The 16,569-nt window shown below is 71.8% G+C and carries 18 protein-coding genes; 14 read left to right on the top strand and 4 right to left on the bottom strand.

What is annotated here, in order from left to right; genetic code table 11:
• Window positions 1-5 precede the first annotated feature (5 nt).
• The 7 genes from AC0HI0_RS26450 (at window position 6) to AC0HI0_RS26420 (ending at window position 6,595) form a co-directional block, all read left to right on the top strand.
• Window positions 6-455 (top strand): 2'-5' RNA ligase family protein, encoded by a 450-nt coding sequence (locus tag AC0HI0_RS26450; protein WP_480926203.1) that lies wholly within the window; start codon window positions 6-8, stop codon window positions 453-455.
• Window positions 456-579: 124 nt separating this feature from the next.
• Window positions 580-849, top strand: a complete 270-nt coding sequence (gene rpsO, locus AC0HI0_RS26445) for a 30S ribosomal protein S15 (RefSeq protein WP_015104318.1) — start codon at window positions 580-582, stop codon at window positions 847-849.
• A gap of 279 nt (window positions 850-1,128) precedes the next feature.
• Window positions 1,129-3,390, top strand: coding sequence for a polyribonucleotide nucleotidyltransferase (locus AC0HI0_RS26440; protein WP_480926202.1), 2,262 nt, complete (start codon window positions 1,129-1,131; stop codon window positions 3,388-3,390).
• A 98-nt stretch (window positions 3,391-3,488) separates the two neighbouring features.
• The gene (locus tag AC0HI0_RS26435) at window positions 3,489-4,793 is read left to right on the top strand and encodes a M16 family metallopeptidase (RefSeq protein WP_480934394.1); all 1,305 of its coding nucleotides are present in this window, start codon (window positions 3,489-3,491) and stop codon (window positions 4,791-4,793) included.
• Window positions 4,790-5,560: a 4-hydroxy-tetrahydrodipicolinate reductase gene (gene dapB, locus AC0HI0_RS26430; RefSeq protein ID WP_480926201.1), complete on the top strand. Its 771-nt coding sequence runs from the start codon at window positions 4,790-4,792 to the stop codon at window positions 5,558-5,560. The genes AC0HI0_RS26435 and dapB overlap by 4 nt, the downstream gene beginning before the upstream one ends.
• Window positions 5,557-6,012, top strand: coding sequence for a tetratricopeptide repeat protein (locus AC0HI0_RS26425; RefSeq protein WP_480926200.1), 456 nt, complete (start codon window positions 5,557-5,559; stop codon window positions 6,010-6,012). The genes dapB and AC0HI0_RS26425 overlap by 4 nt, the downstream gene beginning before the upstream one ends.
• Before the next feature lie 265 nt (window positions 6,013-6,277).
• Complete coding sequence (locus AC0HI0_RS26420; protein ID WP_480926199.1) at window positions 6,278-6,595, top strand: PRC-barrel domain-containing protein; 318 nt, start codon at window positions 6,278-6,280, stop codon at window positions 6,593-6,595.
• A gap of 27 nt (window positions 6,596-6,622) precedes the next feature.
• On the opposite strand, the gene AC0HI0_RS26415 is transcribed toward AC0HI0_RS26420, so the two are convergent.
• Together AC0HI0_RS26415 and AC0HI0_RS26410 are read right to left on the bottom strand one after the other, a co-directional pair.
• A complete protein-coding gene (locus AC0HI0_RS26415; RefSeq protein WP_480934393.1) occupies window positions 6,623-7,123 on the bottom strand; it encodes a hypothetical protein in 501 nt (166 codons plus the stop codon).
• A gap of 30 nt (window positions 7,124-7,153) precedes the next feature.
• Complete coding sequence (locus AC0HI0_RS26410) at window positions 7,154-7,699, bottom strand: N-acetyltransferase family protein (RefSeq protein WP_480926198.1); 546 nt, start codon at window positions 7,697-7,699, stop codon at window positions 7,154-7,156.
• Between the two features lie 64 nt (window positions 7,700-7,763).
• On the opposite strand from AC0HI0_RS26410, the gene AC0HI0_RS26405 reads away from it, so the two are divergent.
• Genes AC0HI0_RS26405 through AC0HI0_RS26395 form a run of 3 tightly spaced genes read left to right on the top strand, consistent with a single transcriptional unit; the run spans window position 7,764 to window position 11,405 of the window.
• Window positions 7,764-8,645, top strand: a complete 882-nt coding sequence (locus AC0HI0_RS26405; protein ID WP_480926197.1) for an EamA family transporter — start codon at window positions 7,764-7,766, stop codon at window positions 8,643-8,645.
• A complete protein-coding gene (locus tag AC0HI0_RS26400) occupies window positions 8,642-9,850 on the top strand; it encodes a winged helix-turn-helix domain-containing protein (protein WP_480926196.1) in 1,209 nt (402 codons plus the stop codon). Before AC0HI0_RS26405 ends, AC0HI0_RS26400 begins: the two co-directional genes overlap by 4 nt.
• A gap of 10 nt (window positions 9,851-9,860) precedes the next feature.
• Complete coding sequence (locus AC0HI0_RS26395; RefSeq protein WP_480926195.1) at window positions 9,861-11,405, top strand: hypothetical protein; 1,545 nt, start codon at window positions 9,861-9,863, stop codon at window positions 11,403-11,405.
• Window position 11,406: 1 nt separating this feature from the next.
• Here the strand turns inward: AC0HI0_RS26395 and AC0HI0_RS26390 are convergent, their stop codons facing one another.
• Together AC0HI0_RS26390 and AC0HI0_RS26385 are read right to left on the bottom strand one after the other, a co-directional pair.
• Window positions 11,407-12,297 carry a DUF4097 family beta strand repeat-containing protein gene (locus AC0HI0_RS26390; RefSeq protein ID WP_480926194.1) on the bottom strand — a complete coding sequence of 297 codons (891 nt, stop codon included), beginning with the start codon at window positions 12,295-12,297 and terminating at the stop codon, window positions 11,407-11,409.
• 14 nt (window positions 12,298-12,311) lie between these two features.
• Window positions 12,312-12,833 carry a toxin-antitoxin system HicB family antitoxin gene (locus AC0HI0_RS26385; RefSeq protein ID WP_480926193.1) on the bottom strand — a complete coding sequence of 174 codons (522 nt, stop codon included), beginning with the start codon at window positions 12,831-12,833 and terminating at the stop codon, window positions 12,312-12,314.
• A gap of 149 nt (window positions 12,834-12,982) precedes the next feature.
• Here AC0HI0_RS26385 and thyX point away from each other — a divergent pair, with 149 nt between their 5' ends.
• The 4 genes from thyX (at window position 12,983) to AC0HI0_RS26365 (ending at window position 16,564) form a co-directional block, all read left to right on the top strand.
• Window positions 12,983-13,735, top strand: coding sequence for an FAD-dependent thymidylate synthase (thyX, locus tag AC0HI0_RS26380; protein WP_480926192.1), 753 nt, complete (start codon window positions 12,983-12,985; stop codon window positions 13,733-13,735).
• Between the two features lie 3 nt (window positions 13,736-13,738).
• Window positions 13,739-14,128 carry an ACT domain-containing protein gene (locus AC0HI0_RS26375; RefSeq protein WP_480926191.1) on the top strand — a complete coding sequence of 130 codons (390 nt, stop codon included), beginning with the start codon at window positions 13,739-13,741 and terminating at the stop codon, window positions 14,126-14,128.
• Window positions 14,129-14,491: 363 nt separating this feature from the next.
• The gene (locus AC0HI0_RS26370) at window positions 14,492-15,934 is read left to right on the top strand and encodes a serine/threonine-protein kinase (RefSeq protein ID WP_480926190.1); all 1,443 of its coding nucleotides are present in this window, start codon (window positions 14,492-14,494) and stop codon (window positions 15,932-15,934) included.
• Window positions 15,935-15,943: 9 nt separating this feature from the next.
• Entirely contained in the window at window positions 15,944-16,564 is a 621-nt protein-coding gene (locus AC0HI0_RS26365) for a TIGR03085 family metal-binding protein (protein ID WP_480926189.1), read from the top strand.
• Window positions 16,565-16,569: the final 5 nt, after the last annotated feature.

Raw genomic sequence — 16,569 nt, 5'->3', positions numbered from 1 at the left:
CCGGCGTGTTCCCGCCCGCCGACGTGGTCGCCGAACTCGATCACGCCCTGCGCGCCGTCCGCGCCGCGCACCCGGACCTCAGGTGGAGCGCCCCGGACCGGCTGCACGTGACGCTCCGCTTCCACGGCGACGACGCGGATCCCGCCGGCCTGCTCGACGCGGTGCGCGGCCTGCCCGCGCCGACCCTGCGGCTGACCTCCGCCGGCACCTTCCCGGGCGTGCTGTGGATGGGCGTGCACGGCCCGCTGCGCCCGCTCGCCGAGGCGGCCGGTGCGCCGGTCGACTGGCGTCCACATCTGACGGTCGCCCGCGCGCGCCGGCGCGGGGATCGGCTGCCGCACGTCGCGTTCGACGGTCGCGAGTGGACCGTGACGGAGGTCGCACTGGTGCGCAGCCGCCCGTCGGTGGGCTACGAGGTGCTGGAGCGGGTGCCCTTGACCACGCCAAACGGGTAGTGGCCGGCGACTACTGGTAACCTCGACAGTTGGGTCTGGCTGCGGTCCGTGGCGGCCATGACCGTCTACCCCCGGTGACGGGGCCGCACGGAACATCGCATCAGGTACAAGGAGTAGCGGAAACGTGGCACTGACCACCGAGCAGAAGAAGACGATCCTCGCCGAGTACGGCGTCCACGACTCGGACACCGGCTCCGCCGAGGCCCAGGTCGCGCTGCTGAGCAAGCGCATCGCGGACCTGACCGAGCACCTCAAGCAGCACAAGCACGACCACCACTCGCGTCGTGGTCTGCTGCTGCTGGTCGGCCGTCGCCGCCGGCTGCTCAACTACCTCCAGAAGGTGGACATCCAGCGCTACCGGTCGCTGATCCAGCGACTCGGCCTGCGCCGCTGACCACCGCCGAGGGGGAGTGACCGGTCCGGTCGCTCCCCCTCGGTGCAGTACCCCGCAAGACACCTGCAGTACCGCAAGAGCAGTACCGCACACACAACGGAACAAAGACGAGGGACGCACGCGCGGCGCACCGGGACGACTTGATCGCCGGTCCTCGGTAGTGGCCCCCTGGCCCAAGACGAAAACCCCAGGGGACTTCGATCGAAGACCGGCCTCGTCCGACCCGCGACCCCGCGCCCGTGCGCGCTGCGGCCCGTATGACGAGGAGTTTTGACACATATGACCGACAACGAGGTCCACGAGACTTCAGCTGTGATCGACAACGGTCGGTTCGGCACCCGCACCATCCGCTTCGAGACCGGGCGCCTGGCCCGGCAGGCGGCCGGCACCGTCGTCGCCTACCTCGACGACGAGACCATGCTGCTGTCCGCCACGACGGCGTCGAAGCACCCCAAGGAGCACTTCGACTTCTTCCCCCTCACGGTGGACGTCGAGGAGCGGATGTACGCCGCGGGCCGCATCCCCGGCTCGTTCTTCCGCCGCGAAGGCCGCCCGTCGACCGACGCGATCCTGACCTGCCGGCTGATCGACCGGCCGCTGCGCCCCTCCTTCGTGGACGGTCTGCGCAACGAGATCCAGGTCGTCATCACGGTGATGAGCCTGAACCCGGCCGACCTGTACGACGTCGTGGCGATCAACGCCGCGTCCGCGTCCACGCAGCTGGCCGGCCTGCCGTTCTCCGGCCCCATCGGCGGCGTCCGGGTGGCGCTGATCGAGGGCCAGTGGGTGGCGTTCCCCACCCACGAGCAGCTGGAGAAGGCCGTGTTCGACATGGTCGTCGCCGGTCGCACGGTGGGTGACGACGTCGCGATCATGATGGTCGAGGCCGAGGCCACCGAGCGCGTGATCGACCTGGTCGCCGAGGGCGCGCAGGCGCCGACCGAAGAGGTCGTGGCGGCGGGTCTGGAGGCGGCCAAGCCGTTCATCAAGGTGCTGTGCGAGGCGCAGGCCGAGCTGGCCGCGCACGCCGCCAAGGCGACCGGCGAGTTCCCGACCTACCCGGCCTACCAGGCCGACGCGTTCGAGGCCGTCGAGCAGGCCGGTTCGGCCGACCTGGCGCAGGCGCTGACGATCGCCGGCAAGCAGGAGCGCGAGTCCCGGATCGACGAGGTCAAGGCGTCGGTGCTGGAGAAGCTGGCCGAGCAGTTCGAGGGCCGGGAGAAGGAGGTCGGCGCGGCGTTCCGCTCGCTGACCAAGAAGCTGGTCCGGCAGCGGATCCTGCGCGACAAGGTCCGCATCGACGGCCGCGGCCTGACCGAGATCCGGTCGCTGTCCGCCGAGGTCGAGCTGATCCCCCGGGCGCACGGCTCGGCGCTGTTCGAGCGCGGCGAGACCCAGATCCTGGGCGTCACCACGCTGAACATGCTGCGCATGGAGCAGCAGATCGACTCGCTGTCCCCGGAGACGCACAAGCGCTACCTGCACCACTACAACTTCCCGCCGTTCTCCACCGGTGAGACCGGCCGCGTGGGCTCGCCCAAGCGCCGCGAGATCGGCCACGGCGCGCTGGCCGAGCGGGCGCTGATGCCCGTGCTGCCCAAGCGCGAGGAGTTCCCCTACGCGATCCGCCAGGTCTCCGAGGCGCTCAGCTCCAACGGCTCGACCTCGATGGGCTCGGTCTGCGCGTCCACCATGTCGCTGCTCAACGCCGGCGTGCCGCTCAAGGCCCCGGTCTCCGGCATCGCGATGGGCCTGGTCTCCGACGACGTCGACGGCAAGACCGAGTACGTGGCGCTGACCGACATCCTGGGCGCGGAGGACGCGTTCGGCGACATGGACTTCAAGGTCGCCGGCACCAAGGAGTTCGTCACCGCCCTCCAGCTCGACACCAAGCTCGACGGCATCCCGTCGGAGGTGCTCGGCGCGGCCCTCAACCAGGCCCGCGACGCGCGCCTGACCATCCTGGAGGTCATGGCCGAGGCCATCGACCGCCCGGACGAGATGAGCCCGTTCGCGCCGCGCGTCACCTCGGTGAAGATCCCGACCGACAAGATCGGCGAGGTGATCGGGCCGAAGGGCAAGATGATCAACTCGATCACCGAGCAGACCGGTGCCGACATCTCCATCGAGGACGACGGCACGATCTACGTCGGCGCGGCGGACGGCCCGTCGGCCGAGGCCGCGATCGGCCTGATCAACGCGATCGCCAACCCGCAGCTGCCGAAGGTGGGCGAGCGCTTCCTGGGCACCGTGGTCAAGACCGCGGCGTTCGGCGCGTTCGTCTCGCTGCTGCCGGGCAAGGACGGCCTGATCCACATCTCCAAGCTGGGCAACGGCAAGCGCATCGGCAAGGTGGAGGACGTCGTCAAGGTCGGCGACAAGCTCCGGGTCGAGATCGCCGACATCGACCAGCGCGGCAAGATCAGCCTCGTCCTGGTGAACGAGGACGCGGACGCCGCCGCTCCCGCGCAGGACACCGCTCCCGAGCAGGACGCGGCTCCCGCGCAGGACACCGTCCCGGCCGAGTCCTCGGCGCAGTGACGACGAACGTCGACGGGACGGCCGCGGGTGCCTCGGGCACCCGCGGCCGTCCGCTTCCCAGCAGGCTCGGCCACCTCCAGCGGCCCGGCAGCACCCGCGTGCTGGAGCAGGGCGGGACCGGCGTGACCGTGCGCCGCAGCGTGCTGCCCTCCGGCCTGCGGGTGATCACCGAGCAGATCCCCGGCGTGCGCTCGGCGTCGGTGGGCCTGTGGGTGCAGGTCGGTTCGCGCGACGAGCGGGCCGAGGTGGCGGGCGCGGCGCACTACCTGGAGCACCTGCTGTTCAAGGGCACCGCGAACCGGTCGGCGGCGGCGATCGCCGAGGAGATCGACGCGGTCGGCGGCGAGCTGAACGCGTTCACCGCCAAGGAGCACACCTGCTACTACGCGCACGTCCTCGACGAGGACCTGCCGCTGGCCATGGACCTGGTGTGCGACGTGGTGTTCGAGGCGTTGTGCGAGCCGCGCGACTTCGAGACCGAGCGCGGCGTGGTGCTCGAAGAGATCGCCATGCGCGACGACGACCCGGAAGACCTGCTGCACGACGCGTTCCTGGACGCGATGCTCGGCGAGCACCCGCTGGGCCGGTCGGTGCTAGGCACCGAGCGGTCCATCCAGGACATGGAGCGCTCCGCGCTGTTCGGGTTCTACAAGCGCCGCTACACGATGCCCCGGATGGTGCTCGCGGTGGCCGGCAACGTCGAGCACAACCACGTGATGCGCTTGGCGCGCAAGCAGATCGGCGAGCGGCTGGCACGCACCGGCACGCCCGTCGCGCCGCGCGTGGGCCGGGCCCGGATCCCCGGCGCGCGCAAGCTCGTGCTGCACTCCGACGACACCGAGCAGGCGCACCTGATGCTGGGCGTGCGCGCGGTGGACCGGCACGACGAGCGCCGGTTCGCGCTCAACGTGCTCAACGCCGCGCTGGGCGGCGGCATGAGTTCCCGGCTGTTCCAGGAAGTCCGCGAGCGGCGCGGCCTGGCGTACCAGGTGTACTCGTCGGTGGGCCTGTACGCCGACACGGGCACGTGGTCGGTCTACGCGGGCTGCCAGCCGGACCGGCTGGGCGACGTGGCGGGCGTGGTGCGCGACGTGCTCTCCGTCGTGGCGTCGGGAGGTCTGACCGACGCGGAGGTCGCGCGCGGCAAGGGCCAGCTGCGCGGCGGGCTGGTGCTGGGGCTGGAGGACACCAGTTCCCGGATGTCCCGGATCGGCAAGGGCGAGCTGAACTACGGCGACTACCTGTCGGTGGAGCAGACGTTGGCGCGCATCGACGAGGTGACCGCCGAGGACGTCGCGGCGTTGGCGCGCGAGCTGCTGCGACGTCCCGTCGCCGCCGCCGTGGTCGGCCCTTACGCTCACGCCGACGATTTGCCGCCCCAGGTGCACGAGGTGATCTCTTGAGCAAGCGTTCTTCCGAGGCGAACCCCATCCGCGTCGGCGTCTTGGGCGCACGCGGCCGCATGGGCGCCGAAGTGGTCCGTGCCGTGGAAGCGGCGGACGACGCGGTGGTGGTGGCGGCGGTCGACGCGGGCGACGAGCTGTCCGCGCTGACCGACGCGCGGGCGGAGGTCGTGGTCGACTTCACCAACCCCGACGTGGTGCTGGACAACCTGAAGTTCTGCGTGGCCAACGACATCCACGCGGTGGTCGGCACGTCCGGGTTCGACGCGGAGCGGCTGGCCGCGGTGTCCGGGTGGCTGGAGCCCAAGCCGGAGGTGGGCGTGCTGATCGCGCCGAACTTCGCCATCGGTGCGGTGCTGTCCATGCGGTTCGCCGAGGTCGCCGCCCGGTACTACGACTCGGCCGAGGTCATCGAGCTGCACCACCCGCGCAAGGTGGACGCGCCGTCCGGCACCGCCGCGCACACCGCCCGGCTGATCACCCGGGCGCGCGAGGCGGCCGGCGTGGCGCCGATGCCGGACGCCACCACCCAGGAGGCGCCGGGTGCGCGCGGCAACCTGGTCGGCGACGTCCGGGTGCACTCGCTGCGCATCGCCGGGCTGATCGCGCACCAGGAGGTCGTGTTCGGCACCGAGGGCGAGACGCTGACGCTGCGGCACGACTCGCTGGACCGCACGTCGTTCATGCCGGGCGTGCTGCTGGCGGTGCGCTCGATCCGCTCGCACCCCGGCCTGTCCGTGGGGCTCGACACCTTCATGGACCTGTGAAGACCCGCACCACCGCCTTCATCATCACCGCCGCGCTCGCGGTGTACTTCGTGCTGCTCGGCGGGCGCGCGGTGGTGTTGATCGGCACCGGGGACGTGGTGGGCATCGGGCTCGGCGCGGCCGTGCTGGTGCTGCCGGTGATCGGGGCGTGGATCGCGTGGACGAACCTGCGGTTCGGGTTCACCACCGAGCGGATGGCCCGGCAGCTGGCCGACGAGGGCGCGCTGCCGGACGTGTCCGGTCTGCCGCGCCGCCCGTCCGGCCGGGTGGACCGGGAGGCGGCGGACGCCTGGTTCGAGCAGCGGCGGGCCGAGGTCGAGGCCGCGCCGGAGGACTGGCGGCGGTGGTTCGCGCTGGCCCAGGCGTACGACCTGGCCGGTGACCGGGGCCGGGCGCGGGAGACCATGCGCAAGGCCATCGACCTCTTCCAAGCGGCGAATAATCGGGCGTGAGGCATTCGAGTGAGACTCAATTCATCCGGCCTTAACGCCTTCTTGCCTTGGTTTGTCCGGTGGCCCGTGGCTACCGTGGAGAGGTGACCAACACCTACCAGAACCTGCGAATCACCATCGCCTGCCTGGTCCTCGTCACCGCCTTCAGCGCCGCCCTCGCCCTCACCTAGGCAGACCGCGACACGCCGCCCGGCCGGGCGAACCACCTCACTCGACCGGGTGCATCCGGGTGCAGTCGCTCCGCCGTTCGGGTAGCCGCGTAGACATGGACCGAACAGACCTGCTGTACGACTGCGACCTCCTGGACCGCCACGGCGAGCACGTCGGACCGGTCGAAGAACTGTGGCTGGACGACGGCCGTCCGCTGTGGGCGGCCGTCCGCACCGACAACGCCACCACCCTCGTACCCATCCGCGGCGCGCAGGTCCGCGACCGGCGGCTGGTGGTGCCGGTGGACAAGAGCGAGATCGAGGAAGCGCCCCGGGTCGGAGCGGAGCTGTCCGACCTCGAACACGTCGAGTTGCACGACCACTACGGGCTCACCGTGCCGCCACAGCGCCTTGTGCGCCACGAACGCCGCTAGGGGCACGGGGGCGGGGCGTCGGTGCGGTCAGTGCGGCAGCCAGCCGGCCATGAGGCCCGGTGACGCCGCGAGCACGCTGAACCTGGCGAACCGCCCCACCATGCCGGTGGCGATGAACAGCCACGACGACATGCCCGCGAGCCCGGCGAGCACCGTGGTGAACATGAACGGCGGCAGGCCGACCACGGAGCTGACCGCGTGCGTGCCGAACATCCAGTGCGGGTGCCGGTGGCAGCGGTCCCGCACCCACTCCAGCCTGGCCTTCCACTTCGCCCGCAGGGGCGTCAGGGGCTTGGCGGGCTTCTCCTTGCGCCGCAGCCACGCGGGCAGGTGCCAGTCGCCGCGCGCGGCCAGGAAGTAGAACATCTTGCCCAGCACCTGGCCCACCGCGACGGCCAGCCCGATCCACCACCACGAGATGTGCGGTTGCTGCGTGACGAGGCCGATGACGAAGACCTCGATGCTGATCAGGGGGATGATCGCGGACCCGAACGCCACACCGAACGTCAGGCCGATCCACCCCAGCAATGCCCACACCTCTTCGAGGCTAGCAACCGCTCAGGCCGTGAGAGGTAGGGTCAGCCCCCCGGAAACCCTGATTTCACGCACCGGGCGGCCACCCGCGTCCAGGGTGCGCACGGTGCCGTCGGCGTCCCAGCCGGCCTTCGCGAAGAAGCCGGTGGACGCCTTGTCCGCCTCCGGGATCCAGGCGATCCCGCGCGTGCAGCCGCCGTCCAGCAGCGCCCGGCCGGCGGTGGCCAGCAGCCGCGCGCCGTGGCCGCGCCGGCCCCACCGGGGCTCCACCAGGACGCTCGCCAGCGCGGTGGTCGCCGCGTCGTCGGGCAGCGTGCCGTCCGCCCGCGCCACCTCGGCCTCCGGCGCGTTCCCGGCCACGCAGTAGCCGACCAGCCACGCACCCTCGGTCGCCACGAACACCCTGGAGTGCGCGACGGCCTCGGCCCACGCGTCGTCGGTGTCGTCCAGGCCGGCCAGGACCTCCTCCGGCAGCAGCGACCGGTACGCGGTGCGCCACGTTTCGCGGTGGATCCGGGCGATCTCCAGCACGTCTTCGGGCTTCGCGGTCCGCACCGCGGCATCGGCCATGCGGGCACCCTAGTGGCCGAAATCCGCGTGATCCGGGCGGGTACCGCGTGAAAGCGTGCCGGACATGCGCTGGGCTGCGTTGGGTGTCGTGTACGTGGTGTGGGGCTCTACGTATGTGGGGATCCGGTTCGCGATCGAGACCATGCCACCGTTGTTGTCCGCCGGGACGCGGTTCCTCGCCGCCGGGCTCGTGCTCGCGCTGGTGCTGGGGCGTCGGCTGCGGATGACGTGGCCGCAGTTCCGCACGGCGGCGCTGCTGGGGCTGCTGTTGCCCGCGTGGGGCAACGGGCTGGTGGTCGTGGCGGAGCAGTCGGTGCCCTCGGGGTTGGCGGCGCTGCTGGTGGCGTCGGTGCCGATCTACGTGGTGCTGCTGCGGCGGGCGGGTGGCGAACGGCCGCCGCGCGTGACGTACCTGGGTGTCGTCATCGGGCTGGTCGGGTTGGCCGTGCTGCTGCTGCACGACGTGGGCGGCTCGTCGTGGTGGGGGCCGTGGACGGTGCTGCTGGCCGCGTTCGGCTGGGCGCTGGGGTCCTACCTCAACGGCAGGCTGCCGACCGCGGACCCGTTCGCGATGTCCGCCGTGGAGATGATCGTCGGCGGTGCGCTGCTGTCGTTGGCCGGTGTGCTCGCGGGGGAGCGGGTCACGCTGTCCGAGGTGTCCACGGCGTCGTGGGTGGCGTGGGGCTATCTCGTGGTGTTCGGGTCGTTGTTGGCGTTCAGCTCCTACGTGTACGTGCTGGGGCAGCTGCCCGTGTCCACGGTCGCGACCTACGCGTACGTCAATCCCGCGATCGCGGTGCTGCTCGGCGTGTGGCTGGCGGGCGAGGAGTTCGGTCCGACGCAGCTGGCCGGGGGCCTGCTGGTGGTCGTCGCGGTGGTGCTGGTGGTCCGGGCCGAGCGGAAATGTCGTACCGAGGTGGGATTATCCGAGCCGTGCAGACGATGAGCGCAGACGTCGCCCGCCGGATCGCGCTGGCCGCGCAGGGCTTCGCCGATCCCAGGCCCGCTTCGCCGCCCACCAGGCGGCACCTCCAGCGGGTGCTGTCGCGCGTCCGCTTGCTCCAGCTCGACTCGGTGAACGTCGCCGTGCGCGCCCACTACATGCCCGTGTTCAGCAGGTTGGGCGCGTACGCGCCGTCGCTGGTGGACGAGGCCGCGTGGTCGCACAGCGCGCGCAAACCGCGCCTGCTGGTCGAGTACTGGGCGCACGAGGCGAGCCTGGTCCCGGTCGAGGACTGGCCGCTGTTCCACTCCGGTGCCAAGAAGCGCGGTTGGTGGCACAACTACTCGGCCACCGCCGAGCGCGAACCCCGCCTGGTGGAGGACATCCTGGCCGTGGTGAAGGAACTCGGCCCGGTGGGCGCGGGCGCGATCGAGAAGGCCCTGGCGGGCAGCGGCCCCCGGGCGAAGGACCACTGGGGCTGGAACTGGTCCGAGGTCAAGAAGATCTGCGAGTACCTGTTCGGTTCCGGAGCCCTCACCACCGGCACCCGGCGGGGTTTCGAGCGCCTCTACGACCTGACCGAACGCGTCCTGCCGCCCGAGGTGCTGGCCCGCCGGGTGTCGGCCGAGGAGGGCGCGCGCGAGCTGGTGACCAGGGCGGCGCGGTCGTTGGGCGTGGCCACCGAACCGGACCTGCGCGACTACTACCGGCTGGCTCCCGCGCGCAGCCAGCAGGCCGTGCGCGAGCTGGTCGAGGAGGGCGTGCTGGAGCCGGTCGCCGTGCAGGGCTGGTCCGCCCCCGCCTACCGCCACGTCGAGGCCCGCGCGCCCCGCGCGGTCACCGGGCGGGCGCTGCTGTGCCCGTTCGACCCGCTGATCTGGGAGCGGGCCCGCACCGAGCGCATCTTCGACTTCCACTACCGCATCGAGATCTACGTGCCGGAGGCCAAACGCGTCCACGGCTACTACGTCTTCCCGTTCCTGCTCGACGGCGAGCTGGTGGCCCGCGTCGACCTCAAGGCCGATCGCGCGGCCGGCGTCCTGCGCGTCCAGTCCGCCCACTCCGAGGTGACGGCGGACCACGGCCGGGTGGCCGTGGAGCTGGCGGCCGAGCTGCGGCACATGGCCGACTGGCTGGGGATGGAACGGGTCCAGGTGACCCAGCGCGGCGACCTCGCGCCCGCCCTCAAGGCGGTGGTGCGCAAGTAGCCTGCTCCGCGTGAGCGCGGGGCAGCGGGCCGAGGCCGACGGCGGCCAGGTCTTCCAGGCGGGCCGGGACGTGATCGTCAACCACGCCCCGGCGAGCCCGGCACGAGTGTCGAACCTGCCCCCGCGCAACCCGTACTTTGTCGGCCGCGAGGAAACCCTGGCGGCGATCCGCGGCGCGCTGGCGCGAGGTGTCGTCGCGATCCAGCCCCTGCACGGCATCGGCGGCGTCGGCAAGTCCCAGACGGCCGTCGAGTACGCCCACCGCCACGCCGCCGACTACCGGTGCACCTGGCGGATCCCGTCCGAACACCCCGAACTGATCCCCGGACACCTGGCCCGCCTCGCGGCCGCGTTGGACGCCCCCGACTTCCGCACGGCGTTGAGCGCCCGGTCGGACTGGCTGCTGATCTTCGACAACGCCGAGAGCCTCCAGGACCTGTACCCGCTGCTGCCGTCCGGCGGGCACGTCCTGATCACCACCCGCAGCACCGGCTGCGGCGGCCTCGGCGCGGCCGTGCGGCTGGACGTGCTGCCCCGCGCGGACTCCGCGGCACTGCTGCGCGCCAGGGTCCCGGCGATGTCCGAGGCCCAGGCGGACGACCTGGCCGACCTGCTGGGCGACCTGCCGCTGGGCCTGGCGCAGGCCGCCGGCTACCTGGAGGAGACCGGCCTGCCCGTCGCGGACTACCTGGCCCTGATCCGGACGTACGACCGCACCCTGTTCGCGGAAGGCGACGTCGTCGGCTACCCGCACACCATCAGCACGGTGTGGGGCCTGTCCCTCCGGCACCTGGCCGACCACGAACCCCGGGCCTCGGCCGCGCTGCGCGGCATCGCGTTCCTGTCGCCCGACGCGATCCCGGTCGGCCTGGTCACCGGGCCGGTCGCGGCGGTCGAGTCCGCCCGGATCGTCGGTGCGCTGGTCAAGCACGGCCTGGTCGAGCGCGACGGCGACACGATCTCGGTGCACCGCCTCCTCCAGGCCCACTTGCGCCACGAAGCTGGTCACGCGGACCTGACGGCCGTGCTGACCCGCTTCCGCGACGTGCTGGAGTCCGAGGACGAATCGGCGAACTGGCGCCAGGCCCAGCGGCTGGCACTGCACCTGATGACCGTGCTGAGGTACTGCCGCCTCGGCGAGCGGGGTGTCGAGGCCGCGCTGTCCGCCCTCGGCGACGTGGTCGCGCGGCTGCTCCGAGGCCCCGGGGTGGCGAGGGTGTCACGGGAGTTGAGGCGCGTCGCCGAAGCGATGGAGCAACCGTCTGCGGCCCCGGACGATCGGCTCGATCCCGCGCTCTGGCGGGAACTGCGGGACGTCCTGCGCGAAGGGACCGCCTTCGGTGCCCTCGTGCTGTTCGTGGAGGCCGCGCGGGACCCGGACAGCGACCCGGACGCCTCGCCGGCGCGGCTCGGCGCGGAGGTGATCCTGGCGCTGGCCGAGGTCGCGGCGGACCTCGGCCAGGTGAAGCGGGCGAACCTGGCCCGCCTGCGCGCGGTGCTCAGCCGGGAAGGCCCGCGGCGCGCACGACCGGAGGAGACGTGCGCGCCGCGGTAGCTCAACTGGTCGACGTGGTGACGAGCGCGTCGCCGCTGCCCGTCCGCCCCGTCACGAACAGCGCCGGCTCGGACTCCGGCGGGGTGCCGGAGACGTCGAGTTCGCTGCGCGCCGTCCCGGACGTCGACACCAGGTCGACCTTCGCGGCCACCCCCGGCCGCACGCCGACCCGCACGTCACCCGAGCCGGTGCCCATCTGGATGCGGCCGGCGGCGGCGTCGGCGACGGTCACGTCACCGCTGCCGGTGCGCACCTGGACGTCGCTCTGCACCGCGCCCAGCCAGACGTCGCCCGTGCCGGTGAACAGCACGGTGTTGCCGCCGACCGACGACACCTCGATGTCCCCGCGCCCGGTCTTGGCCCGCAGCCCGCCCAGCATCGGCCCCAGCCGGACCTTCCCGGACGCGGTGTTGACCTGCGACGACGCGTCCGCGCGGTCCGCGGTGATGTCGCCGGTGCCGGTCTTGATGTCGAGCTTGCCCGCCGCCCCGGTCACCGTGACGTCGGCCGCGCCGGTCTTCGTGGTCACGTGCGAGCCGCTCGGCGCGCGCACGACCACGCCCAGCGGCACCGCGCGCAGGGCCAGCGAGTCCGACGCCTGCACCCGCAGGCGCTGCCCGGTCAGGTCCAGGCGCGCCTCGCGGACCGCCTCGGCGGGCCCGGCGGGCTGCCCCCGGTTCGACCCGAACTGGTCGTTCACCCAGCTCAGCAGGTTGTTCAGGCCGGCCGTCCAGCTCTCGCCGGCCGACGCCTCGTGCTTGACCTCGACGTGCACGCCCGGCTCGTCGACCAGGTGCACCCGCACCCGGCCGGAGATGAGGGACACGTCGATCTCGACCACGCCCTCCACCTCGAAGCTCTGCTGCCGCACGACGTCCGACTCCGGTTCCACGACGTCCCCCTCCATCAGCCCTGGACCCAGCCGTTCACCCGGGAGCCGCTGTCCTTGGGCGGCTTGGGCGCGGACTCCTGCCAGTGGCCCTTGTGGTGACCCCGGCGCCCGCCCACCGCGCCCTGCACGGCCTGGGCGACGAACGTGTTCAACGACATGCCCTGCGACGCCGCGGCCTGCTCGGCCTTCGACTTCAGCTCGTCCAGCAGCCGCAGCGTGATGCGCGTGGCGTCGCTGCCGGCGGTGGGCCGGGGAGCCTCCTGCGGCTCCGGTTCGTGCTCCTCACGCGGGGCGGACGCGCCGGAGACGACGACGCGGACGTCCCGACCGTCCAGCCGGACGTCGACCACGGGGCCGTCGAGCGCCGCGGTCACCTCCGCGGCCAGGTCGGACAGGGCGTTCATGAGCGCCAGCCGGGCGGCGGGCTCCAGCGCTGCGGACAGCACGGCCGCGGTGCGCCGGGTGTCTTCCTCTCCGGCGGACGCGGCTGTCGCGAGATCCTCGCGCAGCTGTGCGATGTACGGCGACAGATCCATGACACCACTATGGCGTCATTCCTGACATCACGCAACCATCAGCGTGATGTCACCTTCGGCGTGAAGCGCTGCGGAACCACCTGTGCACGGACCGCGCCCACGGTCGTGGCGGGGTAGGGCCGAACAGCCGATCGGTTAGGGTTTCGGCCATGGCTGAGACGGTGTCGCCGAAGGTGCAGTTGATCGCGAAGACGGAGTTCTTCCCCCCGGACGACGTCCCGTGGTCCACCGACGCGGACGGCGGCGAGGCGCTCGCCGAGTTCGCGGGCCGTGCCTGCTACCAGTCGTGGACCAAGCCCAACCCCGCGACCGCCACCAACGCCGGCTACATCAAGCACATCATCGAGGTCGGCCACCTGTCCGTGCTGGAGCACGGCTCGGTCAGCTTCTACCTGACCGGAATCTCCCGCTCGCTGACCCACGAGCTGATCCGGCACCGGCACTTCTCGTACTCGCAGCTGTCCCAGCGGTACGTGCCCGAGCGCAACGCCGCCATGGTCGAGCCGGACGTCATCGCCGACGACCCCGAGCTGCACGAGATGTTCCTCAAGGCCGCGCAGGCCAGCGTCGAGGCGTACAACGAGCTGCTCAAGGGCCTGGAGGAGAAGTTCTCCGACGTGCCCAGCGCCACCCTGCGCCGCAAGCAGGCCCGCCAGGCGGCCCGCGCGATCCTGCCCAACGCCACCGAGACCCGCATCGTGGTGACCGGCAACTACCGCGCGTGGCGGCACTTCGTCGCGATGCGCGCCACCGAGGCCGCCGACGTGGAGATCCGCGCCCTGGCCATCGAGTGCCTGCGCCAGCTCCAGAAGGCCGCCGCCAACGCGTTCGCCGACTTCACCATCTCCACGCTGCCCGACGGCACCGAGGTCGCGTCCAGCCCGCTCGTCACCGAGGGGTAGCGCGTGAAGCGACTGATCGTCGACGTCCGCCCGGGGGAGTACACCGTCGCCCGGCTCGCCGCCGACGCGCCGGTCCCGGCCGGCCTGCTGGACCACGCCCTGGTCTCGGTCACCCGGACGCCCGACGAGCTGTCGATCGTCTGCCCGAGCGAGCACGCCCCGCCGGCCGACGACGTGCAGGCGGGCTGGCGCCTGCTCACCGTGCGCGGTCCGCTGGAGTTCACGCTCACCGGCATCATGGCGGCCCTGTCCGGCGAACTGGCGGCGGCCGGCGTGAGCCTGTTCGCGCTGTCCACCTATGACACCGACCACCTGCTGGTCAAGGGCCCCGACCTGGGCCGGGCGGTCACCGCCCTGCGCTCTTCGGGCCACGAGGTGAACCTCCCCGCCTGACCGCACGTGCCCCACGTAAGACCCCCCTTCCCCTTACACCCCCTTCCCCTTACACCCCTTCCCCGCACACCCCCCACATGACCTCACTTGCCCACCGCGATCCAACTTTGTCCCGCACCCGACCCACGTGACCCCTGCAAGCCCCCCACATGACCCCCACCGCGAGGCCGCGTCGGTAGTTCGGTCCTCATTTCGCGTCGACCGAGCCGAAGGCCCGATCGACGCGAAATCAGGGCCGAGCTGCCGACTTCCAGGCGGCCGAGCCCGAGCCGCCGAAGGCGGCTCAAAATGTTACTGAAACCGAGCGGCGTCCTCTGTGGTCTGAAGTAGCGTTCGCCCGTCCAGGGTTGAGGAGTACGAACGGTGACTGGTCCACAAGGCGTGAACGCCCAGCCGAGGGTGATCGCGGGCAGGTACACGTTGCTCGGCGAGCTGGGTCGAGGCGGGATGGGCGTCGTGTGGCGCGCCCAGGACAACGTGATCGGGCGTCAGGTCGCGATCAAGGAGCTGCACCTGCCCGACGGCATCGCGCACGAGGAGCGCCGGGTGCTGGAGGAGCGGGTGCTGCGCGAGGCGCGCACCGCCGGCCGGCTGAACGACCCCGGCGTGGTCACCGTGTTCGACGTGGTCGCCGAGCACGGCATGACCTACATCGTGATGGAGCTGGTCGAGGCGGCCACGCTGTCCACGATCATCGCCCAGGGCGGTCCGCTGCCGCAGGAGCGGGTGATCCCGATCGCGGTGCAGGCCCTGTCCGCGTTGGACACCGCCCACCAGGCGGGGATCGTGCACCGGGACGTCAAGCCCGGCAACCTGATGGTCCAGCCGAACGGCCGGGTGAAGCTGACCGACTTCGGCATCGCCCAGGCGATGGACGACCCGAGGCTGACCACCAGCGGCAGCCTGATCGGCTCGCCCGCCTACATGTCCCCCGAGCGCATCCACGGCCACGAGGCGTCGCCCGCCTCCGACCTGTGGGCGCTGGGCGCGACGCTCTGCTACGCCGTCGAGGGCGCGAACCCCTACGAGCGGTCCACCACGGCGTCCACGCTGCACGCCATCATGAACGAGATGCCCCGGCTGACCAGGGCGCACGGCGTGCTCGGCGCGGTCATCACCGGCCTGATGATGCCCGACCCGAACGCCCGGCTGACCGGTCCGCAGGCCCGCGCCATGCTGGAGCGCGCGATCGCCCAGCCGACGCCGCCGCACGGCTTCACCGGGCCCGCGCCGACCATGCAGTACCAGCAACAACAGCAGCAGGCACCGCGCAAGCCGTGGGTGCGCAACCTGATCACGATCGGTGCCGCGGTGGCGGCGGTGGCGTTCTTCCTCGGCGGCATCCTGGTCGACCGGTGGCTGTTCAGCGACAAGCCGCCCACCGCGATGGCGCAGACCGTCACCTTCGGCGGCGGCGGCCAGCTGCCCGAGTTCAAGCTCAGCGGCAACCAGTGCGGCGACAACTTCCTGGCCGACTCGGTGCGGGTCGGCAGCGCGGACTGCGACGGCGAGCACAACATCGAGGTCTACGCCCAGGCCGACGCGTTCGGTTCGCTGGCGTCGGTCCCCTACCCGGGTGACGAGTACCTGAAGAACTTCGCCGAGAACTACTGCACGCTGGTGTTCTCGTCGGCGCGGGTGCCCCCGCAGGACAAGGAGAGCAAGCTGAAGTACGCCGCCGTGGTGCCGACCGCCGCGGAGTGGAAGGAGACCTACTCCGCGAACAAGGGCACCCGCGAGATCACGTGCGTGCTGTGGAACAAGGACCGCGCGCTGCTCAGCGAGCAGGTCTACGCGGAGAAGTAACCTGGGGCCATGGGTGTCGCGCAGGACGAACGCAGGCTGCTGACCGAGCTGTTCGCCGAGGTCGGGCCGGACGCGCCGACCCTGTGCGACCCGTGGCGCACCAGAGACCTCGCCGCGCACCTCGTGCTGCGCGAACGCCGGGTCGACGCGGCGGTGGGCATCCTGGTCAAGCCGCTGGCCGCGCACACGCGGAAGGTGCAGGACTCCTACGCCGCCAAGCCGTGGGACGAACTGGTCGCCCTGGTGCGCACCGGGCCGCCGAAGTGGTCCCCGTACGCGCTGTTGGACGACCTGGTCAACACCCTTGAGTACTTCGTGCACCACGAGGACGTGCGGCGCGCCCCGGACGACTGGCGGCCCCGCTCGCCCGACCCGAGGCGCGACGACGCGCTGTGGAGCGGGCTGCGCCGCGCCGGGAAGCTCACCTACCGCGCCAGCCCGGTGGGCGTGGTGCTGCGCCGCCCCGACGGCGAGGCGGTCACGGTCAAGACCGGGCCGAACCCGGTGGTGCTGACCGGGCAGGTCTCGGAATTGGTGGTGCACGCCTTCGGCCGTGAGCGCGCCGAGGTGGAATACGACGGCGATCCGGACGCGGTCGAGGCCGTGAAAAGTGTGAACCGGAGCCTGTGAAGACC

The organism is Saccharothrix sp. NBAS 001 (assembly GCF_056640475.1).
Note: the sequence above shows the minus strand (reverse complement) of the source record. Positions and strands in the feature narration are given on the sequence as shown.

Bases quoted from the DNA above. Each gene is read 5' to 3' on its own strand.
- thyX (WP_480926192.1), top strand. From the start codon at position 12,983: ATGGCTGAGACGGTGTCGCCGAAGGTGCAGTTGATCGCGAAGACGGAG.
- AC0HI0_RS26365 (WP_480926189.1), top strand. From the start codon at position 15,944: ATGGGTGTCGCGCAGGACGAACGCAGGCTGCTGACCGAGCTGTTCGCC.
- AC0HI0_RS26440 (WP_480926202.1), top strand. From the start codon at position 1,129: ATGACCGACAACGAGGTCCACGAGACTTCAGCTGTGATCGACAACGGT.
- AC0HI0_RS26385 (WP_480926193.1), bottom strand. From the start codon at position 12,833: ATGGATCTGTCGCCGTACATCGCACAGCTGCGCGAGGATCTCGCGACA.
- AC0HI0_RS26410 (WP_480926198.1), bottom strand. From the start codon at position 7,699: ATGGCCGATGCCGCGGTGCGGACCGCGAAGCCCGAAGACGTGCTGGAG.
- AC0HI0_RS26405 (WP_480926197.1), top strand. From the start codon at position 7,764: ATGCGCTGGGCTGCGTTGGGTGTCGTGTACGTGGTGTGGGGCTCTACG.
- AC0HI0_RS26400 (WP_480926196.1), top strand. From the start codon at position 8,642: ATGAGCGCAGACGTCGCCCGCCGGATCGCGCTGGCCGCGCAGGGCTTC.
- AC0HI0_RS26420 (WP_480926199.1), top strand. From the start codon at position 6,278: ATGGACCGAACAGACCTGCTGTACGACTGCGACCTCCTGGACCGCCAC.